Origin of the sequence: uncultured Roseovarius sp. (assembly GCF_963972555.1) — a bacterium.
GTDB lineage: Bacteria > Pseudomonadota > Alphaproteobacteria > Rhodobacterales > Rhodobacteraceae > Roseovarius > Roseovarius mucosus.
The window spans coordinates 32,034-47,617 of the sequence record NZ_CAXAUM010000010.1; the positions used below are offsets into that span (position 1 = coordinate 32,034).

At 54.4% G+C, this 15,584-nt stretch carries 19 protein-coding genes; 13 read left to right on the top strand and 6 right to left on the bottom strand.

Translation table 11 applies throughout. The features are described from left to right. Positions 1–143 precede the first annotated feature (143 nt). A complete protein-coding gene (locus AACZ65_RS11270) occupies positions 144–356 on the bottom strand; it encodes a hypothetical protein (RefSeq protein ID WP_339670866.1) in 213 nt (70 codons plus the stop codon). A gap of 504 nt (positions 357–860) precedes the next feature. Between AACZ65_RS11270 and AACZ65_RS11275 the strand changes: the two genes are divergently transcribed. The 7 genes from AACZ65_RS11275 to AACZ65_RS11305 all read left to right on the top strand — a co-directional run bounded on the left by AACZ65_RS11275 (position 861) and on the right by AACZ65_RS11305 (position 6,360). Next, positions 861–1,529 (top strand): S24 family peptidase, encoded by a 669-nt coding sequence (locus AACZ65_RS11275; protein WP_339670869.1) that lies wholly within the window; start codon positions 861–863, stop codon positions 1,527–1,529. Positions 1,530–1,776: 247 nt separating this feature from the next. Next, on the top strand, positions 1,777–2,700 hold the full coding sequence (locus AACZ65_RS11280) for an FRG domain-containing protein (protein WP_339670871.1): 924 nt from the start codon (positions 1,777–1,779) through the stop codon (positions 2,698–2,700). Positions 2,701–2,961: 261 nt separating this feature from the next. After that, positions 2,962–3,894: an IS1595 family transposase gene (locus AACZ65_RS11285; RefSeq protein WP_339670872.1), complete on the top strand. Its 933-nt coding sequence runs from the start codon at positions 2,962–2,964 to the stop codon at positions 3,892–3,894. Continuing rightward, positions 3,887–4,876 carry a P63C domain-containing protein gene (locus AACZ65_RS11290; RefSeq protein WP_339670875.1) on the top strand — a complete coding sequence of 330 codons (990 nt, stop codon included), beginning with the start codon at positions 3,887–3,889 and terminating at the stop codon, positions 4,874–4,876. The genes AACZ65_RS11285 and AACZ65_RS11290 overlap by 8 nt, the downstream gene beginning before the upstream one ends. 71 nt (positions 4,877–4,947) lie before the next feature. After that, a complete protein-coding gene (locus tag AACZ65_RS11295) occupies positions 4,948–5,094 on the top strand; it encodes a hypothetical protein (RefSeq protein WP_339670877.1) in 147 nt (48 codons plus the stop codon). A 16-nt stretch (positions 5,095–5,110) separates the two neighbouring features. Beyond that, the gene (locus AACZ65_RS11300; RefSeq protein ID WP_339670879.1) at positions 5,111–5,506 is read left to right on the top strand and encodes a hypothetical protein; all 396 of its coding nucleotides are present in this window, start codon (positions 5,111–5,113) and stop codon (positions 5,504–5,506) included. Then, complete coding sequence (locus tag AACZ65_RS11305; protein ID WP_339670881.1) at positions 5,503–6,360, top strand: STING domain-containing protein; 858 nt, start codon at positions 5,503–5,505, stop codon at positions 6,358–6,360. Before AACZ65_RS11300 ends, AACZ65_RS11305 begins: the two co-directional genes overlap by 4 nt. A gap of 181 nt (positions 6,361–6,541) precedes the next feature. Here AACZ65_RS11305 and AACZ65_RS11310 read toward each other — a convergent pair whose 3' ends face one another. Then, a complete protein-coding gene (locus AACZ65_RS11310) occupies positions 6,542–7,990 on the bottom strand; it encodes an MFS transporter (protein ID WP_339670882.1) in 1,449 nt (482 codons plus the stop codon). 63 nt (positions 7,991–8,053) lie between these two features. Here AACZ65_RS11310 and soxR point away from each other — a divergent pair, with 63 nt between their 5' ends. The 3 genes from soxR to AACZ65_RS11325 all read left to right on the top strand — a co-directional run bounded on the left by soxR (position 8,054) and on the right by AACZ65_RS11325 (position 11,338). Beyond that, complete coding sequence (soxR, locus tag AACZ65_RS11315) at positions 8,054–8,485, top strand: redox-sensitive transcriptional activator SoxR (RefSeq protein ID WP_339670884.1); 432 nt, start codon at positions 8,054–8,056, stop codon at positions 8,483–8,485. An 890-nt stretch (positions 8,486–9,375) separates the two neighbouring features. Next, entirely contained in the window at positions 9,376–10,218 is an 843-nt protein-coding gene (locus AACZ65_RS11320) for a hypothetical protein (RefSeq protein ID WP_339670886.1), read from the top strand. 688 nt (positions 10,219–10,906) lie between these two features. Continuing rightward, positions 10,907–11,338 carry a YHS domain-containing (seleno)protein gene (locus AACZ65_RS11325; protein ID WP_339670888.1) on the top strand — a complete coding sequence of 144 codons (432 nt, stop codon included), beginning with the start codon at positions 10,907–10,909 and terminating at the stop codon, positions 11,336–11,338. Positions 11,339–11,465: 127 nt separating this feature from the next. On the opposite strand, the gene AACZ65_RS11330 is transcribed toward AACZ65_RS11325, so the two are convergent. The 4 genes from AACZ65_RS11330 to AACZ65_RS11345 all read right to left on the bottom strand — a co-directional run bounded on the left by AACZ65_RS11330 (position 11,466) and on the right by AACZ65_RS11345 (position 13,798). Continuing rightward, positions 11,466–12,131, bottom strand: coding sequence for a hypothetical protein (locus AACZ65_RS11330; protein ID WP_339670890.1), 666 nt, complete (start codon positions 12,129–12,131; stop codon positions 11,466–11,468). 180 nt (positions 12,132–12,311) lie between these two features. Further along, positions 12,312–12,788 carry a hypothetical protein gene (locus tag AACZ65_RS11335; RefSeq protein WP_339670892.1) on the bottom strand — a complete coding sequence of 159 codons (477 nt, stop codon included), beginning with the start codon at positions 12,786–12,788 and terminating at the stop codon, positions 12,312–12,314. Positions 12,789–12,958: 170 nt separating this feature from the next. Beyond that, entirely contained in the window at positions 12,959–13,213 is a 255-nt protein-coding gene (locus tag AACZ65_RS11340) for a hypothetical protein (protein ID WP_339670894.1), read from the bottom strand. Positions 13,214–13,261: 48 nt separating this feature from the next. Next, complete coding sequence (locus AACZ65_RS11345) at positions 13,262–13,798, bottom strand: peroxiredoxin-like family protein (protein WP_339670896.1); 537 nt, start codon at positions 13,796–13,798, stop codon at positions 13,262–13,264. An 87-nt stretch (positions 13,799–13,885) separates the two neighbouring features. Between AACZ65_RS11345 and AACZ65_RS11350 the strand changes: the two genes are divergently transcribed. The 3 genes from AACZ65_RS11350 to AACZ65_RS11360 are packed head-to-tail and all read left to right on the top strand — an operon-like array spanning position 13,886 to position 15,584. Continuing rightward, positions 13,886–14,662: an AraC family transcriptional regulator gene (locus AACZ65_RS11350; protein ID WP_339670898.1), complete on the top strand. Its 777-nt coding sequence runs from the start codon at positions 13,886–13,888 to the stop codon at positions 14,660–14,662. 51 nt (positions 14,663–14,713) lie between these two features. Beyond that, a complete protein-coding gene (locus tag AACZ65_RS11355) occupies positions 14,714–15,286 on the top strand; it encodes a TetR/AcrR family transcriptional regulator (protein WP_297541971.1) in 573 nt (190 codons plus the stop codon). Positions 15,287–15,296: 10 nt separating this feature from the next. Beyond that, positions 15,297–15,584 carry a hypothetical protein gene (locus AACZ65_RS11360; RefSeq protein ID WP_297541973.1) on the top strand — a complete coding sequence of 96 codons (288 nt, stop codon included), beginning with the start codon at positions 15,297–15,299 and terminating at the stop codon, positions 15,582–15,584.

Below are 15,584 nucleotides of genomic sequence, written 5' to 3' on the forward strand. Positions count from 1 at the left end.
CGCCAAAGCCCCCACCACATCCCCGATGACAGAAAAGACGCCCCGACCGGAGCAAGCAGACTGGGCACAGCCGGGGCGCAAGGACCGCGCAGCGCACAGGCCAGCACGCGCGCGGAGACGAAACTCATGGGCAAATCGGCGGATCATCGGGCACGCTCCCGAACGAACGCTTCCTTGCGGATTGACAGATGATGGTCCTCGGCCAAACGGCTCAGGCGCATCAGCGGCAGCGCGCAACACGGCTCGTCGATGTCGCGGACCAATTGCAGGGCCAACGCAACGCGTTGCGCCTGCGGGATGGCCGCGATCTCAGCCTGCAACCGGCCCGCATTGGGGATCAGATCGGAAAGCCGCATCACATTAAATCCTGTGTTGAAGGGGGTGTTTCAGGGGCGGCACCTTGTCGCAGCACTGCGACGGAAAGACCTGTGGCGACCACGGCCCAAAAAACGAGGGCTAAAAGGAAGGCTATGGCAAAACCGCTTCCGGGAGGAAGGTTGCGTTCTGGCTCGGTGCGTGGGTTCATGCTGCATGGCCCCGCTTGGAAGAGGGGCGCGAAATGTGGTTGGGCCACTCAAGGTCTTTGGGCCAGTTGCGGTCGAACCACGCGACGGAAGCTTCAACTCTGTCGGTGGATATACGATGCCGACGCGACCCGTTTGCCTCACGCAACTTGAGCCTCCGGTAAGTGTCTCCGCTTCCGGTGCTAAGGCGGGACACAGTCGAGAATGCTCGATTTGTGTGAGCTGCCAGCACCTCAATTAGGGTGCATATTGTGTCGGGTGTGTTCATCATAACACGTATATTAGTGTCACAACAAACACAGTGCGTCAAGCAAAGTTACGTGCTATGTGTCACACATGACACGATTCGGAGCGCATATTGAAGAACAGCCCCTTTTCTCAATGATTAGGGCTGGAATTGAAGAGAAAGGGTTGCGTCCCTACGCTCGTGAATTAGGCGTGCCAGTTGGCGTCTTGCGAAGCGTGCAAGCTGGCCGTGACGCTCCATATTCAAGCCTAAAGGCCCTGAGTGAGGCGCTAGGCTTAGACTTTTATATTGGACCACCGCGTGAGGCTGCCCCAGTCTACACACCCCAAGTCGGCCACGATGATTTCGACGTGATCCTACGCCTGGATGCCCGCCTTGCTGCCGGGGCAGGGGTGGAGAATGGCGAGGTCTCCTATGAGGGCGCACTTGCTTTCTGCCGCAAGTGGTTGAATGAGCATAATATTTCGCCGTCCCAAGCCTGTCTGATGCGCGTCTCTGGCGACAGCATGTGCCCAATGCTTCGTGACGACGACGTGGTCATGATCGACCAACGCAAAACCACGATCCGTAATCGCCACGTCTATGCGTTGGTCGACATCGACGGTTCCTCGAGGGTGAAGCGTGTCGAACTGGTTGATAATGAGATGATCATTCTCAGCTCTGACAACCCGGATTACCCCACCGAAACGCGCCGAGGTCCAGATATGAACCGCATTCGTATTCTAGGTGAGATCGTGTGGTCATCGCATGCGTGGTGAGGGCCGGCGACAGCAAGTCTTAGCTTCGGCTCGATGGTAACAAGGGCGGAAATCGACATTCGCCGCAGTTCGCATTTACAACCGCTATGCTGACGAAGGTGACGTTCGCTTGGATACCTAAACCTTGATCGCTGTTGTTGCCCTGTAACCAAAGAAAGCATAGCTTGAGCAAACGCTTAGATAACTGCTAGCCGGAGTTCGACTGCGCGATCCAGCCAGTGAGCATTTCTTTTTTTTGATAAGTTAGGTGGAAAAATTGACAAATTTTCTCAACGAGTGCACTTTTGGCTCCGCTTCCGAATTCTTGGCAGCGCTTTCACCTTTGACGTCGTCGCATGACTTCGAAGGTTACATTTTTCGCGGTCACTCAGACGATACGTACGAACTCGTCCCATCATCTATTCGCCGCGCGGAAAAAGATAAGCTATGGCGCATTTGCGGGCTCGGTAAGCCAATTGAGGATCAGTCAGAGTGGGAGTTATGGCAATCAAGAGCTGAATACAATCTATTACGAGAATTCTATAAAATTGCAGATCGGAGAGGGCTTTATGTGCCGAAATCTGACCGGGTTCGAGCGCGATTGGCAAGCACTTTCGACATGTTTAACAATGTGAGACTCCATCCAGAAAAATGGTTGCCAAATGATCTGCTCGAACTTGCCGGCTTGGCTCAACATTATGGTTTACCAACTAGACTTTTGGATTGGAGTTATGATCCTCTGATTGCAGCTTATTTTGCGGCTGCATCCGCTAAACCGGACAAATATCTCTCGGTTTGGGCACTTGATGCTGACGCAATGATCTACATGAACGAAACTGTTCATCGTTCGCCGCTAAACATCGTGACGCCGCCATACCATGGAAATCCAAATCTTGCAGCGCAATCGGGTATTTTCACCAGTTGGTCGGTCGTAGTTCGTAATCCACTAGTGCTTGATGGAAATAGTCCATTTGTTGAACGGAGATCATTGGATACGCTCATCAAAACGCACACAAGTAATAACTCGTGGAATTTTCATCGTAGCGCTTTCATGAAATTCAGGCTCCCGTCAACGCACGCAACGGATGTATTGAAAATTTTGGAGAGAGCAGGATATGGTCCCTCACGTATTTTTCCAGGGTATGGTGGGGTTGCGAAAGAAGTTTCCCGACAATGTCGATCAGAGGCATAGGCACAGCCTTTCTTCAACCAATGCAGCAATACTGTTGAAATAGTAATGGCTGGGAAACTTCGGTGTTACAACAGGGGTAAGACAAAAAGGCTGCCATTGCCTCGATTCTGCCGATCGCTGCGGTCGGCCCGAGTGACTGAGCTACTCCCATTCCTTGGGCCGGTTTAGGCTGAAATTAGGGGGTTTTATACTTAACTAGCCAAAAGTAACTTGCGTCGCGTGGCTAGTTAGGTTATGAATGATGCAGGAGGAGCCTGTGTCATGTCGAACCCCAAGCCTGAAACCCTCTCCACCTTTGAGTTCTTCCGTAAGTTCCCGGATGAAGATGCGGCGCGCAAGTTCTTTGAAGTCGAGCGGTGGAGCAATGAGCCGGTTTGTGGTCACTGCGGTTCGGTTGATGTGGCAGAGTGCAAAGACCACAAGCCTATGCCTTACCGTTGCAAAGACTGCCGCAAGCATTTCAGCGTCCGCACAGGCACAGTTCTGGCCGAAAGCCGCCTTCCCCTGCAAAAGTGGCTTTTGGCGATCTACATACTCACCAGTACCCGTGAGGGTATTCCTAGCACCCAGATGGCGCTGGAACTTGGAGTCACCCAGAAAACCGCGAGATTCCTTGCGCAGCGCATCCGCGAAACTTGGCTCAAGAACCGTGACGACCACATGGACGGGCAAATGCACGTTGATGAAACCTATGTTGATCGTGTTGAAAAGAACAAACACGCTAAGGACAAGATACGCGCTGGTCGCGGCACGGTTGGCAAGAATGCCGTTGTTGGCGTTCGTGATGAGCATGGGGAAATCCGCGCCGTTGTGCTCGAGAACACCAGGGCCGCAACCCTTGAGAAATTCGTCCGTGAATACTGCAAAGTGGGCGCAACCATCGTGACCGATACCCACGGCGGATACATCAATCTGAATGCCCGTGGCTACAACCACATCACCATCAACCACTGTGCTGGCGAATACGTCCGCTACATGGCGCACACCAACGGCATTGAAAGCTTCTGGTCACTGCTTAAGCGCGGCTACATCTGCATCTATCACTACATGAGCGCCAAGCGCCTGCACCGCTACGTGAAAGGGTTTTCATTCCGTCACAACACTTCCCATTTTGGCACAACGGACTTCATCGGACTGGCAATCGAGCGAATGGACGCAAAGCGTCTGACATACAAAGGGCTGATCAATGGCTGAAAAGAAAGACGATGTAATTGAACCTATAGACGCGACATTTGATCAGGTCGCCAGCAAGATGATTGGCGCCAAAAGCGATAGCGCTGTCTTAGATGCGATCTACTCCGGCAAACTTCCAATCGGGGACATTGAACTAGATTGCGCGGTCTTAGACGGTGGGGTGCGCGTTCTGTCTGAAAGAGCCGTTCATAGAGCATTTGGAAGCAAAAGGGGTGGCTCTCACTGGAAGCGCATGAGGGAAAAGGAGGGTGGCGCCAACTTACCCTCTTTTCTTTCCGCAAAGAACTATAAGCCCTTTATTTCTAAAGATTTAGAGATGGCGCTGAAAAGCCCCGTTGTTTACCGTATTAATCAAGGCGCCACCCCTGCAAACGGTATTCGCGCGGAATTGCTGCCGGAAATTTGCGGCGTTTTTCTCTCTGCACGGCGCAAAGGTGAACTTCACCAATCTCAAGAGCATCTAGCGATACAAGCTGAAATACTTATGGAGGCCTTCGCCAAGGTCGGCATTGTTGCTCTAGTTGATGAGGCTACTGGCTATCAGCTTGATAGATCGCACGACGCATTGCGGCTTTTGCTTTCCAAATACATTGCAGAAGGTTTGCAAAAATGGCTTAAGACATTTCCCGACGCTTTCTTTGCGGAATTGGATCGTCTCTATGACACAGACACGAGCCACGGAAAGCGCCCGCAATACTACGGCAAGTTCATCAACAAGTATGTCTATGAACCATTAGAAAATGGTTACGTTAAGAAAGAATTGGACAAGCTGAACATCACTGACGAAGGAAAACGCCGCGCACGCTTTCACCAATGGCTCAATGAGGAAGGGCGCAATATGCTTATCCATCAACTAGGGCGGGTTCAGGGACTGATGGAAATGTGCTCTGACATTGATCACTTCAAAGCCGCAGCCAAAAAGCAAAGGACCGTATCTATCGCGCCTTACTTGTTTGACGAAATGAACCGCATAATTGAGTGAAGAACTTCCGAGCAACATTTTACCTAGACTCACATCAGAACAAGCCTGTATGAATTCATAGACGGCTATGCATGTTTGAGATCAAGATCTGCGACGACTCACTAGAGGTGCCGCGAGTGGCGCGCGATCACTGGACCTTCATGGTGGAAAGCCCTTCATTGAAAGAAGTGATAGTTTTTGCCTGGGACGCTGAATTTTATCGGCCGACTATCCTCTAACAGGGGCGTTTCTAAAGTGAACGATCTTAACACCCGAGAAGATGAATGGTCCTTTCAGGTCACATCGGATGCCTCCAAACGTTTTTTTATAAGGTTGTTGATGCCAAAGGCGGCCAGGACATCATTAATATTCTCAGACTTTATTCTAGGCACGAATGACAATGCCCGTGCGTTGATGGCGCTGCACGTAATAAAAGATCGGTTCAATCTCCCAACGCCTAGAATGAAAATTATCTTCAGGAACATCTACCCTTCGTACAAAAATGAAGGCGATTATGCCGAACTTGTCAAACGTCACGATCAGATCGTAGCTATTGCAAACGACTACTTAGCACAGGCTGGGTTGACGCTTGAGAATGTAATTCTTCAACCCAAAGAGGGGCAATTTCAAACTGAGGTATTGATTGCATGACCGAAACAAATGCGAGGAAAAATCGTGGCCGAAGTCGGGATATACGGCTCTACACCGTTTTTTGGTGGGCAGTGCTGGCGTCGAGCGTTACCTCGCTAATATTGATGGCCGTGTCAGGAATTATCTTTGATCAGGCGAACGCATCCTCAATGGCCGAGCAGTTACGGTCTATTGTCGATCATTTAGGGTTGTCATGGCTTTTTAAAGAAATTGGCAGTCTGGTTAGCAATGGCGTCGTGTCTAGTGTTCTTTTTGGATTAACATCTGCCGCAATAACCATGTCATTAATATACATCTATAAAATACCTTCTATCCGGCGAATCTCCATCCAGATTCTTGTGGCAGGATATTATGAAAACTTTCTGCATGGCGTGATTCAAAAGGTATATTCTCAAGTAGGCAGTACAGAAAACAGTGTCATTATCATTCTGCCGGGTTTTGCTCTGGTCGAGAACAAGTCGATCTACTGGAAGAGTTTCCAGTCCTTCGCCGAGAAGCATGGCTTCACGTTTGTGCAAGAAACGACGGATAGTGATTTTGGGCGAAATGTCTTCACTATTCAGAAGAGTGACAAATCTCCCATTCCAATATTCATCGACATGCCGACGACCCTCACAAATCTCAAGAAGATAATTGAGCTTGAAGAGCATTCGCCAGTGGGGACAATATCCAGTCGCAAACGGATCAAGGAGAGATTTTATTTCCTACGCGATGCCTTCGAGGAAGAGCTCAGAACTTACGTCAATGAGCATGACTGGGGGAATGTTCGGATCGTCGATGGGCGTTCGTTGAGGGAGTTTGAGCAGGAAATAAGCGAAATTCTTGAGAGTATCTCAGAGCAGATAGTCTCATAGTTAATTTCCCATTCTGGGCTGGGCACCTCTCCTAACAGCAAAGCGGCAAGCGGTCCCATGTTTCACTACAGAAAACAGTTTTTCCTTAACATATGATCCATTATGAGACACTTGGACCGAACGCCCGACCGGCGGTGAGCGGAGGAAGACGGCTTTAGCTGCGTCTGCGCCAAGGTTTGCTTTAGCCATGTAAGGCTCCACTGACGCCACGCAAATCCGTCCGAACGAGCATCACCATGGATAAAAGACCGAGGAGTGCAAATGGGAGACAGGCAGCAAATATCCATCCGGCAGTTTTCACCGCCTGTGCCGCCGTATCCATCGTTGCGAAACCAGCCGCATTCGCGACAATCCCAATGTAGGCAGCGCCCAGGGCATAGCCGAGGCGCTGAATGGTAGGGATCGCCCCGGAGATCCGCTGCACTTCTTCCGGATCAGCAAGGGCGGTGGTTCGTCTGAGGATGAATGTCCACGCCATCCCGAATCCCGCACCTTCCAGCGCTGAGAACACGGAGATGAGCCAGACCGGCCCGTTAGGAACGGCGTAGAGAAACCCGACGATGCTCGCGGCCACGAGCGCCATCCCGATTGCGATCATCAGACGGTCCAGTCTTTCAGGCGATCCACTGAAGAGCACCGCCGTCACAGTCCACCCAATCGAGGAACACGCGACAATGTAACCTGCGGTCAAAGCTGATGTATTGTGAATTACGACGACAAGAAGAGGGCCAAAGGCGGTGATGGCAATCGTGGCAAGCGAGAGCGACAGGATCATCAGCAGGGCCGATCCGGTCGGCTTCGTTAAGTCAAACGGTCGTAACGGAAGGAGACGGTCGTCCTGAGCGCGATGGTCCAGCCGAAGGAACAAGATCAGGCAGGAGCCCCCGGAAAGAACGCACAGGGTGGTCTGCATCGGTTTGATCTCCACACCCCCATAGGAGACCAGAAGCACAGACAGACAGAGCAATGCCAGACGCCTCCATGGGAAGACAGTTCTGACTCTGGCATCAGATGGTGCGTGATCCGGGCGCAGCGCAATCCAGAGGGCGAGGGCGATGGCCTGCCCGCCGAAGAATGCAAAGCCCCACCGCCAGGTTGCAAACTCTACAAAAAATCCGCCGATCAACGGCCCGAGGAACGCCGATACGCCCCAAAAAGTCGAGACAGCGGCCATAGCCCGCGCGGTGTAGCGTCGGGGAAAGATGACTCCTACCGCCACAAAACCCATGGCTACCAGACCGCCGCCACCCAAGCCCTGAAAGACCCTGCCGGCCAGAAGGAGGGGCATGGAAGGTGCAACCACACTCAGAAAGCACCCGAAGCCGAAGACAAGGGCCGCTAGGCACATGGGCATGCGAAGCCCGTAGCGTATCGTCAGAAGGGCACTTGCCGCTCCGGCAACGACAGATGCAATTTCGTAAAGCGAGACCGACCAGCCGACCAACCCGGCCCCGCCGATCTCAGCCACAACGGAAGGCAGCATCGTTGCCACGATCAGCGAATCCGCCGCGTGCAGCCAGACAGATAGGCAAACCAGGGCCAGAGCCGGAGTGTAGGCGCTGCTCAAAAACTCACGCCATGAGACGAATGCGTCTCCCTTGAAAGTCGGGTTTTGTTTCGTATCAGCCATCTTGATCTCCTTGACAGCCGTATGTCTGGAACCTCAACAATGGTTTAGGTCAAGGAGTTTCTCATGGCGGAAAGCTATTTATCTGTCGGTCAGGTCGCGAAACGAAGCGGCTTGCCGATATCGACGCTGCATTTCTACGAGCGTCAGGGGCTGATAGCCTCTACACGGAACAGCGCAAATCATCGTGTCTATCGCCGTGAGGTCCTACGACGGGTAACGGTGATCAAGGTCGCTCAAAGTGCCGGAGTGCCACTTTCCGAAATCGCGGAAGCCCTCTCAAGCCTGCCCACATACTCTGTTCCGGACACAAAAGATTGGGCGCGGATCTCTGAAGTGTGGCACGACGATCTTACACGTCGGATCGAAGCGTTGACGGCCCTTCGCGACAAGATGGCGATGTGCATCGGCTGTGGTTGTCTGAGCGTAAATCGTTGCCCGTTGGTCAACGAAGATGACCATCTGGCAAAAGAAGGAACAGGAGCGCGATTGCTCTGAGGTTCGCAGATCGGTTGTTCTCTGCATTGATGCATGCTCCGTAGGAACGGGCTCGATCGAGTCATTCGAAGGCTGGTCAGACACGTTTTGCACCAGCAGCGACAGCTGTGTTTCGATCTCGACAAGGGTCCCACTTCTTTTTTGACACCATTCCGCCTGCAATTGCCAAGCCTTTGATTTCAAAGGCAGCAGCCGGGATCTGGGAAGACAAAGTAGAACTGGGTGGTCTGGGTCCCAGTTCCGGATGCGGAAAAGACCTTTCAATGGCTTGTTTAATGCCCATCCAAGAGACGCTTAAACCCTGTTTTAATGGGGTTTGGTACGGTTCGCCACGTCTGCGCCCATGCCCGGTCAACGCGCTAAGTTTCGCCCTGTTGGCGCTGTTTTGCCGATTTACTGCAAACTTTGTACTCGCGCGTCCTGGCGGTCCCCTTAGCGCTCGAAACCTTTATTTCATTGGGTAATCCGCCTTCTTCCGGCCTCATCCTGAGTCATCCGGCATCACTGTAAACTAGAGTGTAACCCTACAGCGTTTGTAGCGTGACAGCGAAGTTTGCAGTGAATTACAGTGTAGTTTACAGCAACGGGATTTTTTGGAAACGGCGACTTTCATAGCCGGTCTCTCCGGAAAATTGCCAGGATGGTCTTCGCTGCGTTGCGGCTTCCCTGAACCTAACCTTGAAGGCAACGTGCAGCGGCATCTTCCAGCCCGAGCTCCAAAGTGCGGACCATCCCATCGTTCGCGGGGCCTGCCAGGTGGACTGGTTTGTTTGGTGGCAGGGCGAAACGGGGAGGAATTTCCAAGGTCGCAAAATATGGTTGCCGTTTGAGGCGGCTCCGGTACGATCTACTAAAACTCAGGATCCAACGTTTCTCACATTAAGAGCGCTATGAAGAACAAACTGAACAAGTACGGGCTTTCAAGACATATACCTGATGCAGTTAAGTTGGAGGTTCGCCAGAGATGTGGCTTCGGCTGTGTGTCCTGTGGACGTGGAATTATACAGTATGACCATTTCGATCCAGAATACGCTGACGCAATGGAGCACAACCCCAAAGGCATTACCTTATTGTGTGGATCTTGCCATGACGAAAAAAAGCATGGCTTGCTGACAAATGCGCAGGTCGCAATAATGGATGCAGATCCTTATTGCAGGCGTAATGGGAGTGCATTTGGAGCATTTCGATTGACCGGCGATCAACCGATTGTTCTCCTCGGCAACTCAGAGTTCCGCCAGTGCAAAATAATATTAGAAGTCGCGGGGGAAAAGGTAATTTGGTTCACCAAGCCCCGGCAGGCTGATGAGGGATTTTACCTCAATGCGAGGATTAGAGATGAGAGCGGGAAAGTAATTCTCGAAATTCGAGAAAATGAGTGGATAATTGGTGATGAGCTATGGGACGTCAATACAAGCGGCAATGGCATTGTCATACGTTCGCGTTCTCGAAATTATTCTTTGATTCTGCGCTTTTTGCCCCCCGAGACTGTCAAAATGGAGCGATTAAGTTTTGTACACAAAGGCGTGAGCATAAGGATAGAGAAGGACGGTAGAATTATCACCGCACAAAATGGCACGTTTTCCAATTGCGCCGCGTCGAATTGCTATACTGGCATCAGTTTTCGGGCGTCTGGGCATGTTGAGTTTGGTTGCGGAAGGCCGAGAAGCTTGAACACCTGGATTCGCCTTAATCTGTCATCTGCTCTTGTTCCTGTTAAGGCATTGGCAGGTTAGAGTTACAGTCGCTTTATGCCCTCTATGTCGATAATCACGGTTCGGCTGCGTTAGGTAGACTGAATGCCAGCTTCTGTATTGGGCCCTGGCTGCGTTCACGCCTGCGGCGAACTTCCGGAATCCGTCCTACCTGAGTCGGCTTGCTGGGAGCTTGATATCGGTCTGCTTCAGGCTGACTTCGGTCATTGAGCAGGAACTTGACGGGCATTTTCAACATCCCTTCAACACCCCTTTCACTCCACATACCGAAACCCCTGCACGGCGCGGAAATGCCCGCCGTAGCCGGTCCCGGCGGGCTTGAGGCCCTTGCGCGCCCGGGCGGCGGCGAGGGTCTTCATGCTGCGCTCCTTGGACACGACGTAGAGGATGCCCATCGCATCGCTAATCCAGAATGCCTGTCTGAAAAGGCTGCAGTTTGTGCAGCGCAGAGAATGGATGGATCAAACCCATTTGGTTGAATGCCGCAATTTGCATGCATAGTAGATTTCCGGAATTGAAAGGATGGCTCGGGGTGCTCGGAGCCCAGTGTATTCACGGTTAGGGAGACTGGTGGTCGCCCCAAGATGCGGGCAACTTAGCTGAACTTGATGTGATTAAGCGTTACTTTGCTGGTTTCTGAGGCTCTGACATGGTCGGCCGCATGTCAGGAATAGGTCTGGCATATATCGACATGAATGGAGATCTCAGTATGGCCAAAAAACTCTTCGCCGCGATCGCTATGGCGGCCACCACAGCAATGGTCTTGCCTGCAAGTGCTGCCAACACCCTCGGGACTGCCTTCGCCGGTTATGATCCTGTGACGTATTCTCAGGGAACGCCAACACAAGGCAAAGCAGAGTTTTTCCATCATTGGGACGGAGCGCTCTGGGTTTTCAGCTCAGAAGAGAACCGTGATACCTTCAAGGCAGATCCGGCGGCCTATGCTCCGCAGTTCGATGCCTATTGCGCGTGGGCTGCATCGCAGGGCTACAAGCGTCCGGGCGACCCCAACGTTACGCAAATGGTTGACGGCAAGCTTTATACCTTCGTCCACGAAGGCGCACGAAAGAAGTGGCAAGAAAACATTGCGAAACACATCGCTGATGGTGAAGCCAACTGGGTTCGGATCGAGCCTTTCTAATTCCACGAACTCCTCTAATGCGGCGGCCAATTGGCCGCCGCACGTTCGTTTTTTTCAGATTCGTCTTCATTAGATAGCGGGGCCGCGCAGTTTCAACGCCCCTTCAACACCCCCCTAAACCCCCCTCTCACTCTACATACCGAAACCCCTGCACGGCGCGGAAGTGGCCGCCGTAGCCGGTCCCGGCGGGCTTGAGGCCGCGACGCGCCCGGGCGGCGGCGAGGGTCTTCATGCTGCGCTCTTTGGACTCGGCATAGAGGATGGCTGAGACCTGCGCCCAGAGGGGATCGCGACGGAGGGCTGCGGCGAGGCCGGGGTGTGAGGTATGAAAGAGCATCGGCATGGGCTTGTCGTAGCGGTTCACGCCGCGCCGCCAGAGGGCGCAGACCTCGTTGAGAAAGCGCAGGCCCAGCCCCGCGCCCTGCCATTCGGGCATGACGACAAGGCGACAGGCGCGGCCCTCAACCAGCCCCGGCCGGGTCGAGACGGCGAGATGCGCCACGGGCGCGCCGTCGACGAAACCCACGTAGTAATTGGCCGCGATCATGCGGGGCAGCTTCAGGTAGTGATGCGGCTCAAAGGCGGGCCAGAAGGAGCCGTCTGTCTGGTGAATGTCCATGGCAATGCGCGGTGTCCGTCGAAGACGCCTCCAGCGGAACTCGGCGCGCCGGGTGTCGATCACCCAATCGGGCTGTAGCCAGGACACTACGTCCTCGTGGCAGGTGACGGCGACGAACTTGCCGGTGCCGCGCCGCCACGCCTTCGCAAAGGCGGCGGCCCCGATCTGGGCCACGCACCGGTCAATGGTCGAGGTGAACTCGTCGAGAATGGCAAAGCTCGGCCGCTCGGCCAGAATGCGCGCGAGCTCAGCCCGGAACTGCTCGCCGGTGGAGAGGTGGCGGTAGGGTCATACTTGGCAGTTTTCTTGAGGGGGAGTTGAAACTCCATCACCCCCTCGGTTTTCATCCGTCTGTTAGGAGTGTTTCCAACGGCCGTTCGCGCCGCCCTCAAGGGCTCCGGCACCGGCCATCGCACCATTGAACTGGCCGATAGGCGTGGCACCCTCTAGAAAGTTGATCTGGAGTATGCCACCGCCTTCACCGGCGCCCTGTACGTGGAACCCAGTTGTTCTTTTGAAGAACGGATCCCAAGCAGTATAGGCGGTGTAGAGGAACCCAATTGCAGAACCGCCCGCTGCGCCGAGGCCCCAAATTGACTCGTCGAATGACCAGACCTTGTATGGATCTTCCGTAGGATTGCAGGTCACGTTGCCGTAGATCAAACCCATGACAACTGATCCCTTCGCACCTATGGGCGCGAGCGCCGCGGCAGCCGTCGCTTGCGCGACGAAATGTTTCAGCTCGCCTTCGGGCACACGGCCTTTCAGGCCGCCTTCCATAAGCAGGTTTTTATAGATCGTATGATCTGGTGAAAATTCTTTGGCGTCCATTAAATCTCTCCTTGTCAATTTGCCATGTGGCTCATCGAATCGCTTCGACACGCACTTGGCTAACTGAAGCTTCAGCTTTAAAGTGTATAAAATCAAATTATTTCTATCCGTAGTGGTGTTTGCTGTCGTTGGCGCTTACTGAGTTGGGCGGATCAAAGGGCATGATCCGGTCATTCGAACGCGGGTCGGACGTGCTCGGGCCACGAGCGCGGATCAAGCTGCGCGCCAAAGGCCGCGCGGGCGAGCGAGGATTTCCCGCTGCCCGAGGGGCCGACGATGAGGCCGACCTGCCACGGGCGGGCGGCCAGATCAGCCTCGACCTCGACGCGGAAATCGGCGTCGCCCTCGACGTTGAAGCGGCTCGAGACCCGCGCCGCGCGGTAGGTGTCCGGGATGGGGCTGGCGTGGTGAATGGCGAGCTTCATGTCACCACCACGCGGCATTTGAAGCCTTGGCGGCGCAGACGGTCGTCTTCAGACCGCGCCGGTATACTCTCCGCGGGCTGGGTAGTTGTTCTTGATCGCGAAATCCAGCGCTCCGACGAGTTCCGAGAAATGCGGCCGAACGAAGGGCATGGTCTGGACCGAACCGTAATAAAGTGACTGTTCCGGTGTGACCATGAAGAGGCCCGGTTCAGAGAAGAGAGCCGGCTCTTCGATCCCGATCGAGGTCTTGCCCCGCGAGGTCGAGATATACAGCCCCCATTCGCGCGCCTTCGCCAGAGAGAGGAAGTAGGCAAAGCGCAATGTGTCCGCGCCGATCTTGGTCGCCATCTCGCGGGCACGATCCTCGCCGTCAGAGCTGACCGCGATTGTGCCGACACCGCGTTCGGTGAAATCGGCGACCCGTCTCTGGAACTCGGTCAGGTAGGTGGCGCAGATCGGGCAATGCAGCCCGCGATAGAAACAGATCACGGTGCCGCGGGGCGAGGCCTCCGACGACAGGTCAAAGGTACCGTGATCGAGCGTCGGAAGCTTCAGATCCGGGGTTTTCTGGCGGGGAACAAGCATCAGGTGTCTCTCCATTAGGAAGGTTGCGCCCTCTCAGTATCAGATTTATGATCACCAAAATCCTGAAAATCAGACCGAAACACCCAGATGGAACGATACGACCGACTGACGACCCTGATCGACAGGTTCAAGCTGGCCGTCAGGTCGGCGCTGGCGGAAAACGCGAACCTGGTTGTCTGCACGGCCCCCGACGGCACACCGCACCAGGCGTGCTTTCGGACGCGCGGCACCGGTTTGCCAACGAATGAGGCCCCGGTCCTCTTCTGGGCGCTCGTCGATTGGAGCGGTGCGCAAAATCCCTTTCTGACCGCGCTTCCCGAAACGGTCGCTATAGATTTGCGGGATGATCCGGACAGCATCGGGCTGGTACGGATGATGCAATCCGAGATCATCGGGCAACGATGCGGCGTGGACTCTGTGTTGAGCCGTCTTGGCGAAGTGCTGATCGTGCGGATGATGCGTGCGCAGATCGAGGCCGGACACACACGACCCGGACTTCTCGCCGGCCTCTCGGATCAGCGCCTGAGCCGGGCCATCGTCGCGATGCACGACCGTCCGGGGCAGGCGTGGCGCAACGAGGATCTCGCGCTGCTCGCCGGCATGTCCCTGAGCCGGTTCGCCGAGAGGTTTTTGGCGGAAGTGGGCGAACCGCCAGCCTCCTATCTTCGGCGCTGGCGGCTGACATTGGCGCGGCAAGACATCGCGAAAGGACACCGGGTCGACGTGGTTGCGCGACGCTATGGTTTCTCGTCAGTGGAGGGATTTTCAAGGGCGTTCAGAAAGCACCACGGCGAGACGCCGATCGCGCTGCGGCGTGCACGAGGCGCATATACGAAGAACGAGCGTCCGGTTTTGAAGGATTGACAGAATTAGGACAATCGTCCTAAGTTTTGTCTGACCTTCAGGCAGGTGCCCATGACCCGAACCAAGACGCGCGACCTTATCGAGGAAAAGGCTGACGACCTGTTCTATGAGAATGGGTTCGAGGCGACATCCTTTGCGGATATTGCGGATGCGGTCGGGATTTCGCGGGGCAACTTCTACCACCACTTCAAATCCAAAGACGACATCCTTGACGCCGTGATCGACCGGAGGCTGTCAAAGACGGCGCGCATGCTCGAGAGTTGGGACGCCGACAAATTGCCCAAGGCACGCATCTTGTCCTTCATCCGCATCCTGTTGACCAATCAGACCAAGATCATGGCCTTTGGCTGTCCCGTGGGTACGCTCACGACAGAACTGGCAAAACTTGATCATATCGCGCAATCGCGTGCTGCTGAGGTATTTACCCTGTTTCGGGATTGGCTGACCGACCAATTTCATGCGTTGGGCCATGGAGACGAATCCGCGTCTCTTGCGCTCCACCTCCTTGGGCGTTCGCAGGGCATTGCGGTGATGGCCTCTGCCTATCGCGATGAAACCTATCTGCGGGCCGAAGTGACTGCACTTGAAGACTGGCTCGACACTGTCACGACAAAACTTCGCTGAAAGGCCAAACATGTTCATTATCCTGCTCAAGTTCTCCGCGAACAAAGCCGCCGCCAAAGACTTCATGGCGGGGCACAACCAATGGATTGCAGAGGGGTTTGCCGACGGTGTTTTCCAATGCGTCGGCTCGTTGACGCCCGAAGGGGGAGGCGCGATCCTGGCCATCGGCGAAAGCCGCGAGGAGGTTGAGACGCGCGTGAAGGCCGATCCATTCGTCATCAACGATGTCGTCACCGCCGAATTCACGGAGGTGGACGTCAAAAAGACGGCGCCGGGCCTCGACGCGTTGAAAGGTTGA